The organism is Clostridium sp. MCC353, assembly GCF_018785315.1.
Taxonomy (GTDB): domain Bacteria; phylum Bacillota; class Clostridia; order Lachnospirales; family Lachnospiraceae; genus CHH4-2.
Map to the genome: position 1 here is coordinate 44,266 of NZ_WQPN01000105.1, position 10,130 is coordinate 54,395.

General features: G+C 49.9%; 8 protein-coding genes. All 8 read left to right on the plus strand.

Annotated elements, in window-relative coordinates:
* The first annotated feature begins 37 nt into the window (after positions 1–37).
* The 8 genes from GPL15_RS18000 (at position 38) to GPL15_RS18035 (ending at position 9,983) form a co-directional block, all read left to right on the plus strand.
* Complete coding sequence (locus tag GPL15_RS18000) at positions 38–745, plus strand: nucleotidyltransferase family protein (RefSeq protein ID WP_215700079.1); 708 nt, start codon at positions 38–40, stop codon at positions 743–745.
* Positions 739–1,809: a GHMP kinase gene (locus tag GPL15_RS18005; RefSeq protein WP_215700080.1), complete on the plus strand. Its 1,071-nt coding sequence runs from the start codon at positions 739–741 to the stop codon at positions 1,807–1,809. The genes GPL15_RS18000 and GPL15_RS18005 overlap by 7 nt, the downstream gene beginning before the upstream one ends.
* A gap of 23 nt (positions 1,810–1,832) precedes the next feature.
* A complete protein-coding gene (locus tag GPL15_RS18010) occupies positions 1,833–2,438 on the plus strand; it encodes an HAD family hydrolase (RefSeq protein WP_215700081.1) in 606 nt (201 codons plus the stop codon).
* Between the two features lie 22 nt (positions 2,439–2,460).
* Positions 2,461–3,111, plus strand: coding sequence for an SIS domain-containing protein (locus GPL15_RS18015; protein ID WP_252198495.1), 651 nt, complete (start codon positions 2,461–2,463; stop codon positions 3,109–3,111).
* 4 nt (positions 3,112–3,115) lie between these two features.
* Positions 3,116–4,918, plus strand: a complete 1,803-nt coding sequence (locus GPL15_RS18020) for an LTA synthase family protein (protein ID WP_215700083.1) — start codon at positions 3,116–3,118, stop codon at positions 4,916–4,918.
* 9 nt (positions 4,919–4,927) lie between these two features.
* The gene (locus GPL15_RS18025; RefSeq protein ID WP_215700084.1) at positions 4,928–5,710 is read left to right on the plus strand and encodes a glycosyltransferase; all 783 of its coding nucleotides are present in this window, start codon (positions 4,928–4,930) and stop codon (positions 5,708–5,710) included.
* A 99-nt stretch (positions 5,711–5,809) separates the two neighbouring features.
* Positions 5,810–8,116 carry a hypothetical protein gene (locus tag GPL15_RS18030; protein ID WP_215700085.1) on the plus strand — a complete coding sequence of 769 codons (2,307 nt, stop codon included), beginning with the start codon at positions 5,810–5,812 and terminating at the stop codon, positions 8,114–8,116.
* Between the two features lie 46 nt (positions 8,117–8,162).
* Entirely contained in the window at positions 8,163–9,983 is a 1,821-nt protein-coding gene (locus GPL15_RS18035; protein WP_215700086.1) for a hypothetical protein, read from the plus strand.
* Positions 9,984–10,130 lie beyond the last annotated feature (147 nt).

Genomic DNA, 10,130 nt, shown 5'->3' on the forward strand with positions numbered 1-10,130 from the left:
TCACCCTTTGATGTAAAAAACAGGAGGATAACCCATTATGCAGGCAATATTGCTGGCCGGAGGTTTAGGCACCCGTTTGCAGAGCGTTGTAAACGACCGCCCCAAACCCATGGCCCTGATACAGGAAAAACCATTTATGGAGTATGTGATCCATGAGCTGGGAAAACACGGAATTACGGATATCATCTTTGCCGTCGGCTACAAGGGCTCTATGGTGGAAGAGCATTTCAAAGACGGTTCCGGTTTCAACATAAAAGTTTCTTATGCCTACGAAGAAGAACTTCTGGGCACTGCGGGCGCCATTAAAAATGCGGGAAAATTTGTATCGGAAGACCGCTTTTTTGTGCTGAACGCAGATACATTCTACCAGATCGACTACAGCCGCATCATGCAGCTGCAGCAGGAAGAAAACCTGGACATGGCTCTGGTGTTAAGAAAGGTGCCGGACGTATCCAGATATGGGGAGGCGCTGTTAAAAGGCGGGATGCTGACCGCTTTCAATGAAAAGACCACAGAGCCCCGCCCCGGCACCATAAACGGAGGGATCTATCTGATGAAGCGGGAACTGCTTTCTGAAATACCAGGCGGCAAAGTGTCACTGGAAAATGAGATGATACCCAAATGGCTGAAAGAAGGAAAACGGCTGGGCGGGATTGTTAATGACGGTTATTTTATCGACATAGGCGTTCCGGCAGATTATTTTAAATTCATAGAAGATGTGAAGGAAGGAGTCGTGGCATGGTAATCAGGGGAAGGGCCCCGCTGCGGGTCAGCTTTGGCGGCGGCGGTACGGATGTGGCGCCGTTTTGTGTGGAACAGGGAGGCGCGATCATAGGAAGCACCATCAACAAATACGCCTATTGTTCCATCGTGCCCAGAGAGGATGACCAGATCGTCGTCCATTCTCTGGATTTTGATATGACTGTAAAATACAATACAAAGGAAAACTATGTCTACGACGGCAAGCTGGATCTGGTTACGGCGGCCTTAAATGCAATGGAGATCAAGGACGGCTGCGAAGTTTACCTCCAGTGCGACGCCCCTCCCGGCTCCGGCCTGGGGACTTCCTCCACGGTCATGGTGGCATTGTTAATCGCAATGGCCAAATGGAAAGGCGTGGAGCTGGACGCCTACGCTTTAGCCGACCTGGCCTATCAGGTGGAGAGGGAAGATTTAAAGATCGACGGCGGATACCAGGACCAGTATGCGGCCACCTTCGGCGGATTTAATTTTATCGAATTCCACGGACGGAATAATGTGGTGGTGAACCCGTTGAGGATTAAAAAAGACATCATCCACGAACTCCAGTATAACCTGCTTCTCTGCTATACAGGCAATATCCATGTTTCCGCCAATATCATCAAAGACCAGGTGAGCAACTACGAGAAAAAGGACGCGTTTGAGGCCATGTGCGAGGTGAAAGCACTGGCTTATGCCATGAAGGATGAGCTGTTAAAGGGCAATCTCCACAGCTTCGGAAAGCTTCTGGACTATGGATGGCAGAGCAAGAAGCGGATGAGCAGCAAGATCACCAATCCCCAGATAGATGAACTGTACGACGAAGCCCTGAAAGCAGGAGCTTTGGGCGGGAAACTTCTGGGAGCCGGCGGCGGCGGATTCCTTTTGATGTACTGCCCTTATAACGTCAGACATAAAGTGGCGGCCCGCATGGAAGAGGTGGGCGGACAGCTTGCAGACTGGAATTTCGAACTGAGGGGAGCGCAGGCATGGACGGCCGATGAAAACCGTTGGAACTACAGCAACGTGCGTGTCCACATGCCCAATAAGGAATATAATTTCAATTTTTAACGAATGAGAGGAGGCACCGGACCATGCAGCCCGTAATCTTTTTGGACCGTGACGGAACCATGAATGAAGAGGTGAATTACCTGTACAAGCCTGAAGACCTGCGGATTCTGCCAGGAGTGGCCGAAGCGGTCCGCCTGTTCAATGAAAATGGTTATCAGGTGGTGGTGGTCACAAACCAGGCGGGGGTGGCCCGGGGATATTATACCGAGCAGGATGTGGAAAATCTGCACCGGTATCTGAATGACCTTTTAAAATGCGCCGGCGCCCACATCGACCACTTTTTTTACTGTCCCCACCACCCGGAACATGGAATCGGCGAATATAAGAAGAAATGCCATTGCCGGAAACCGGAAACCGGCCTGTTTGAGCGGGCGGAGGAATTCTATCAGGTGGACAAGGAGCGGTCTTTTATGATCGGGGACAAGCTGATCGATGTGGAGGCGGGCCGCAATTACGGCGTCCGTTCCATCCTGGTGGGAACCGGATATGGATCGGGGATTTATGAGGAAATAAAAAAAGAAGAGAAATCCGGCAGGAAGGAAGAACCCTATGACTTTTACGCGGAAGATCTTATGGGCGCAGCCCGGTATATCCTGGAACAAGGACAGGATAACAGAGGAAGGGAATGACCAAGGCAGAATGGAGGCACATATGGAAGAAAAGAACGAGATGAAGTACCTGGATGAACTGACAGAACGCTATCCCTGTTTAAATGCGGTAAAAAGCCAGATTCTGGAGGCATACCGGATTTTAGAAACCTGCTTCGAACAGGGCGGAAAACTCCTGGTGGCAGGAAACGGCGGAAGCGCTGCGGATTCGGAACATATCGTGGGAGAGCTGATGAAAGGATTTGTTAAAAGGAGGCCGGTATCTCCTGAGTTTGCAGCCGCGCTGAAAGAGGTGGACGAGGAAAAAGGAACGGAACTGGCCAAAAAGCTTCAGGGGGGCCTTCCAGCCATCGCCTTGTCCGGCCATCCGGGGTTATCCACCGCATATTTGAATGACGTGGACGGCGATCTGGTTTATGCACAGCAGACCTATGGTTATGGGAGGATAAATGACGTCCTTTTGGGGATATCTACCTCAGGAAATTCAAAAAATGTGGATTACGCCGTCGTTGCGGCGAAAGCCATCGGCATGAAGGTCATCGGACTGACAGGAAAGGACGGCGGCAGGCTGGGAAAATCAGCGGACGCGGCCATCATCGTGCCGGAACAGGAAACTTATAAAATTCAGGAACTGCATCTGCCGATTTATCATGCGCTCTGCCTGATGCTTGAAGAACACTTTTTTGTATCATAGGTAAATGATGGAAAACAGCATAGAAAAGAACGGTTACAGGCGCGTCGGGGCCGCGCTGCTTTTCATTACCCCGGTTTTGATTTACCTTAACTTTGAATTCATAACAGGCAGCCTGACACAGATCAGGGGGATTTATCTGTTTTTGAATCTGTGTTTTTACTGCCTGATCTATTGGACGGCATTTGCCGTTTCCAATTCCATGAGAGGCTCCTATCTGGTTCTGAATACATTTTTTACCGTTTGGGGGCTGGCGGAGTATTATGTGGTGCAGTTCAGGGCACGCCCTATCATGTTGTGGGATGTTCTGGCGGTAAAGACAGCGGCGACGGTTTCTGGAAATTACAGTTATGAAATCACCCCTCATATTGTGGCGGCGGTTTTCTTCATGATTGTTCTGGACCTGCTGGTGATCAAATTCCCGTTCCGTTTGAAAAAAGGGAAAGTCCATGGGGCAGCGGCGGGGATTTCCTGTCTTGGCAGCGCCCTGTTTCTCGTCCTGTTCTTCAAGGTGCTGGTAAATGCCGTCAGCCTGGACGTGAGCATGTGGAACCCGGAAGAATCCTATGAAAATTACGGCACCATGCTCTGTGCCATGAGAATGTTCGGCTATCTGGATAATAAACCGCCCCAGGGTTATTCCCAGGCGGAAGTTGGGAGGATTCAGGCGGAGATTGAAGGGATGAAGGAACAGGAACTTCCATGGAGAGACAATACCGGCATAGTGCCTGTCAATATCATCTGCATTATGAATGAAAGTTTTTCAGAACTGAATGTGATAGCTCCTTTTGAGACGGATGAACCCTATCTGTCCTTTTATAATTCCATTACGGACAACTGCATCAAAGGCGATCTCTACATGCCTGTGTTCGGCTCCATGACCAGTAACTCCGAATATGAAGTGCTGACCGGAAATTCCATGGCGTTTGCGCCTTCCGGTTCCGTACCTTATCAGATCTATATGAGAAATCCCACCTTCTCCCTTCCATTGATTTTAAAAGATCAGGGATACAGGACCGTGGCCATGCATCCTTATCCGGCGGATAACTGGAACCGGACGGAAGCTTATGCCAGGATGGGATTTGATGAATTTTTAGATGAAGCTTATTATGAAAATTCCCCTCTGATCCGCAATTATGTCAGCGATAAGGGGGATTACGATAAAATTATTGAAGTGACGGAAAATAAAGAAGAGGGCCAGCCCTTATTCATCTTTAATGTGACCATGCAGAATCACGGCGGTTATGAAGAAGAGTTTGAAAGCACCGTCCATCTGACTGAGTATGAGGACATGCCCATGACGGAACAGTATTTGTCCCTGATGAAAGAATCGGACGATGCCCTTTCCTATCTGCTGGATTACTACAGCAGTATAGATGAGCCCACCATGATCATTTTGTTCGGGGATCATCAGCCCAGCGTGGAGCCAGAATTTTATGACGCGCTTTATGGCCAGAGCATTGACACGCTGAAGCCGGAAGATTATTTGAGGCGGTATATCACCCCATTTTTGGTATGGACCAATTATCCTTCGGAAAGCAGGCTGTCAGAGAAGATGAGCGCCCAGTATCTGTCCAATGTGATCCTTCAGAGGGCCAATCTGGAGTTGACGGATTATCTGTATTTTTTGAATTCCATGCAGAAAGCCGCTCCCGTAGTTCATATGCTGGGATACTACAATGAGGACATGCAGTGGGAGAGCTGGACCAACTGGAAAGAGAAGAAGGAATATCCGATTCTGCACCAATTTGAGATTCTGCAGTACAACAATATGTTTGAAAAGAAGCGGACGGAACGTCTGTTTAAATGAGGCGGTTAAATGAAACAACACACATTTGCGATCTGCGCCTACAGGGAATCCCCTTATCTGGAATCCTGTATCCGCTCGCTGAAAGCCCAGACGGTGGGAAGCAGCCTGATCCTGTGCACTTCCACCCCCTGCGGTTATATTGAAAACCTGGCAGAAAAATACAAAATCCCCATGTTTGTGAGGGCGGGAGAGAGCGACATCCAGGCGGACTGGAATTTCGCCTACCATATGGCGGATTCCAAATATGTGACCATAGCCCATCAGGATGATATGTATCAAAGGGATTATGCCCTGACAGCTATCAAAACCATGGAAAAATACCAGGACTGCACCATGTTTACCACAGACTGCGCGGTCATAAAAAATGACGTCCTCCAAAAGCCGGACGGAGTGGCATTTGTGAAAAAAATCCTCCGCCTGCCGCTGAGGGTTCCGGCCCTTTGCCATCTGTCCTGGGTGAAGACAAGCGCTCTGGTATTCGGCAATCCCATCATCTGCCCGTCCTGCACTTATAATAAAGAGCTGATCGGCGAGCCTCTGTTTGACTCGCCTTATAAATTCGCATTGGACTGGGACACCACCCTGAAACTGGCTAAAATGCCAGGACGGTTTCTCTGTGTGGAAAAACCTTTGATGTTTTACCGGATTCATGAGGGTGCCACAACAAAAGCATGTATTCTGGACAACAGAAGGTCCAGGGAAGAGATGGAGATGTTTGCCAAGTTCTGGCCTGCGCCGGTGGTTAAGCTGATCGCCCATTTTTACATGAGGGCTTATCATGCCTATGACTAGGCAGCGGTTCAGGCAGATCATCTTCGTGACTCCAAAAGCCGGTCAATAAGATCATCTGTCTGAACGGCTGCCAATAATTCAAGAATGTAAGGAATTTATATGGAGAAGAGAGAAAAGGCCGCGGTGGGCGGGATAGCGGCGATAGCTGTTATCTCTCTTGCCGCAGGCATTTATTATATGTTTTTAAAAGGCGGGATGACAGAACGCCTGTTGGCGGAGGAAACCTTGTTTTTGATGGGGGAGATTCTCCTGGTATTTTTGTGGAATCTGTTCTGGATAAAAAAAGGCGGAAATAAGCTGTGGGGCTTTGTGGCTGCGGCTGCGGGCGGTGTCATTTTCGCCTGGTGCCACAGGATCTTTCTGCCTCTGGTGGTTTCCGGCCTGTATGCAGGATACCTGATCCTTCTGGGAAAAGCCGTTTTCCGCCTTCTGACAGGAGAGCGTAAATGTCCGGTTTCCTGGTATGAGGGGTTTTTATGGGGAAGCGGGACCTGGATATTGACCGTATGCCTGGTGTCGGCTTTTGGCCGGGGCGGACTGACCCTTTGGAGAGGAATTGCCGCTGTGACGGCGGCGGGGCTGTATCTGGCGGAAGTGATAAAAGCCATAAAACGGAAAAATGGACAGGGCGGGGATGAGGAAATGTGCCGGGCCGAAGTGTTTCGCGGCGCATGTTCCAATGGCTGGTTTATGGCGTTTTCCCTGGCTCTGATCTTTGCAATGCTGGCTTTGCAGGCGGGACGGATGAATATAGCGGTTGATTATGATTCCATCCATTACGGACTGCGGTCGCCCTATGTCCTGGACAACGGAAAAGGGATATATGAAAACCTGGGAAATATTAATCTGGTCTACACCTATTCGAAAGGGCTGGAAGCGCTGGTTCTGCCTCTGGCGGGAACGGCTACCTATGGATATGTCCTTTCTTTTAACCTGTGGGTCAGCGCCGGGATTCTGGCTCTCATTTACCGGATTGGGAGAGAATTTACAGACAGACATGGCGCTTTGGCCGCCGCCGCAGCGGCAGCCTGTATTCCCGGAATCATGAATATGGGCATAACCGCTAAGACGGACAGCATTACCTTGTTTTTTCAGTTGGTGTTTTTTTTGACGATGCTCAGATATTTGGACAGTGTGGCTGACGGGGGATTTAGCAGAAGTCCTGACAGAGATTTTGACGGAGGTTTTAACGGAGAATCCGGCCGAGGCTTTTACAAAGGTTCTGCCAGGGAATCCGGCAGATCTTTAACCAGAGAATCCGACAGCACAAAATTCTTCGTAACCGGAAGCTGCGCCTGTCTTATTACGTATATTTTAAAACCCACATCCCTGGTTTTTACCACCGCTATTTACGGCCTGACCTTCATTTACCTTCTGGCCGGACGGAAATTTCGCGTTAAGCTGAAGCACAGAATCTGGCTGTGCGCCGCTGTCTGTGCGGCGGCCTGGGCCGGAATCTGGACCAGGACATTCCTGATTACAGGGTATCCGGTGACTTCCGTGTTCACTTCGGTGTGGGACCTGCTGGGATTTCAGATCAAATACCCTTTTTCCTTTCAGGGGATACCGGACGCGGGCGGGGAGCTGACGTTAGCAGAGAATCTCATGCACCTGTGGGACCGCCTTTGGAAAATGGCGGCGGCGCCAGTGGGTGAGGACATGGCTCATGTGATCATCGCCTGGGGAAGCAGCATGATCCCGGTGCTGGCCGCGGCAGTGGTTTTATTTAGAGGAAAACGTGATATCAGGCACAATTATCTGTTGTTTTTATACCTGCCGCTGGCATTTATTTCGTTGGTAAGCGTTCAGATGCTGTGGCAGGTGGATGGAAATTATTTTATGCTGTTCTACAGCATGACCGTCATATTGGCGGCGGCATCCATATACGGAGGCATTTCCCGGCAGGCACAAAGGGCTGTGAAATGGATTTTGGCGCCTGTGATGTTTTTTGCTGTGGTGATGACCTGTATTACCAATTGGTCGGGAACCCTTGGGCTGACGCCTGTGAAGGTCCGCCACTCCGGGTATTACAGCCATTTGGAGGAAAACAGAAACAGGATGGCGGAAAAGGGGAATGAGGCTATCTGGAACCTTTTGGCGTCTGACCCCAGAAACCGGGTGATCGCCATGGGAGAACATCTGGATGTGGTCACATTTCCATGCAATGTCCAGAGCTACTACGATGTTACAGGAAGCGGCGGCAATGTCTATCTGGTGAAGAAACTGGATTATTTCAAAGAATTTCTCAGGTATGCAAAGATCGATTACCTGTATGTCCAGGCCGATGATGAGACGGACGGCCCCCGGGCCGCAGAAATCGTCCGCTACATGCTGGAGGACGGAAGCCTGTATGATGTGAAATACGAATACGGCAACATGATTGCCCGCGTGGATCACAACAAATAGGAATACTGATTGAAATGCCGTCGATACGGCAGATTGTGAGGGAAAAATGGAGAAAAAATATACACAGGCACAGAAAGACCAATGGAAAAATGATATCATTGCTTTCTGCCTTTTGACTGGATTTGCCTTTTTTATTAACAGGGGGATTACGATCAAAGGACTGTATATGGACGATTTATACCTGTGGTCCTGCTATGGGGAACAGTCATTTTTCCAATATGTATTCCCCATAGGAAGCACCAGGTTCCGCTTTATCTATTATCTGGCGGCCTACCTGGAACTGGGGCTCATCGGCAATCATATTGACCTTTTGGTCCCGGTGAATATTGTGTTAAACGGCCTGCTGGCCGGAACCATCTATCTGATGGGAAAGAAGATGAGCCGTCTGGGGCCTGTGGGATTTTTCTGCGGAATCATGTTTTTGCTGTCCAGAATGTCCTATTACCAGATCGGCCAGGTGTACGGGCTGATGGAGACCATGGCTCTGTGGGCGGCTGTGGGGATTCTCTACTGCCTCTACCTTTATCTCAATGAGGACCGGGGATTTATAGGCGCGGTGGTTCTCTATTTTACCGTGTGCTTTATTCACGAGCGGTATATGGTGCTCCTGCCCCTGTTTTTCATTGTGCTGATTCTGAAGAAGAAAAAGGACTTGAAGCTTTGGAGTTATCCGGCTCTCACCTTTCTGCTGGTTCAGGTGATCCGCCTCCTTACCATCGGAACCGTATCGCCTGCGGGGACGGGCGGAACCGATGTGGCCGATACCTTCTCCATCCAAAGCGCCATCAAATACGGGCTGAGCCAGGTGGCATATGTGTTTGGGATCAATGCGGGGCCGGAGCATTTAAACGGCTTGTCCTGGCTGGATTCCCCCCGTTATATCCGGGTGCTGGTTTTGTCCGCGGACGTACTCCTTCTGCTGGTGGTGGTCTGCTTCATCGTTGAGATCATCAGAAATAAGGAGAAACGGGGCGCCTATCTGGCAAATTCCCTGCTCTTTGTGGCATTTGTGGGAGGCTGCATCGCATCTTCCAGCGTTACGATCCGGGTGGAAATGCGCTGGGTCTACGTGTCCTACGCAGGAGCCCTTTTGTTCCTCTGCTATATGTTCGGCAGCATGAGCGCCTGGTATGATAAGACCTTTACATACCGCCGCCAGTTGGTCTGCGGAGCCCTGCTTCTGGGGTATGTAATCTTAATGTTCCCTGTGGAACTGTTTTACCGTTCCCAATACCCCAATATCTATCTCTGGCCCAACCAGATGAGGTATAATTCCCTGGCAGAGGAAACCTATGAGAAATATGGCGACGGCATTTTTGGAAAGACCATCTATATCATCGGGGACAGCTATGAAATGAGCCGCTTTACCGCTGACACCTTTTTCAAAGTATTTGATAAGGAGCGGAAAGCAGAGGGCACGAGAGTGGAATTCATCGACAGCATCCGGGACATCGGCCAGATCACGGATCACATGCTGGTGCTGCGGGAAGAGCCGGAATTTAACCGCTTCCAGGATATCACGGAGTATGTGAGAAACCAGAAATGCGAAGTGGAGTACGGCTATTACCGGGACGGCTGGATGGACGAAGAGGCCAGCATCCGGGTGATGGCAGGAGCCAGCGGAGTGATCCAGTTGGAATTCATGTACCCCGGCAATTTAAGCGGCCGCGACGAATCCAGGATTTACATGAACGGAAAGCTGGCGAAAACCGTTAAGATGGAAGAAAATGTGGTGAAAGTGGAACTTGAGACGGATCCCTACCGGGTGGTGCATCTGGAATTTGAGAATAATTTCTATATGCAGAATGCGTTGGAGCAGAGAGGGGATAAACGGCTGGCGGCGATTGTGAATATAACGGCGGATTAGAAGCTCTGGATATTTATTTAGTCGAGGAAGTTACGCAGGAAAGCGGGCCAAGGGGACGGACTGGATATTTGGATGGGGGCGGGCCAAGGGGAATCCTTCGGGGATGAAAACCAGCTTCCAACCGTAAGTGAAACTAAGGCTCCAGGA

Coding starts and splice junctions, on each gene's coding strand:
- GPL15_RS18000 (WP_215700079.1), top strand. CDS start 38: ATGCAGGCAATATTGCTGGCCGGAGGTTTAGGCACCCGTTTGCAGAGC.
- GPL15_RS18005 (WP_215700080.1), top strand. CDS start 739: ATGGTAATCAGGGGAAGGGCCCCGCTGCGGGTCAGCTTTGGCGGCGGC.
- GPL15_RS18010 (WP_215700081.1), top strand. CDS start 1,833: ATGCAGCCCGTAATCTTTTTGGACCGTGACGGAACCATGAATGAAGAG.
- GPL15_RS18015 (WP_252198495.1), top strand. CDS start 2,461: ATGGAAGAAAAGAACGAGATGAAGTACCTGGATGAACTGACAGAACGC.
- GPL15_RS18020 (WP_215700083.1), top strand. CDS start 3,116: ATGATGGAAAACAGCATAGAAAAGAACGGTTACAGGCGCGTCGGGGCC.
- GPL15_RS18025 (WP_215700084.1), top strand. CDS start 4,928: ATGAAACAACACACATTTGCGATCTGCGCCTACAGGGAATCCCCTTAT.
- GPL15_RS18030 (WP_215700085.1), top strand. CDS start 5,810: ATGGAGAAGAGAGAAAAGGCCGCGGTGGGCGGGATAGCGGCGATAGCT.
- GPL15_RS18035 (WP_215700086.1), top strand. CDS start 8,163: ATGGAGAAAAAATATACACAGGCACAGAAAGACCAATGGAAAAATGAT.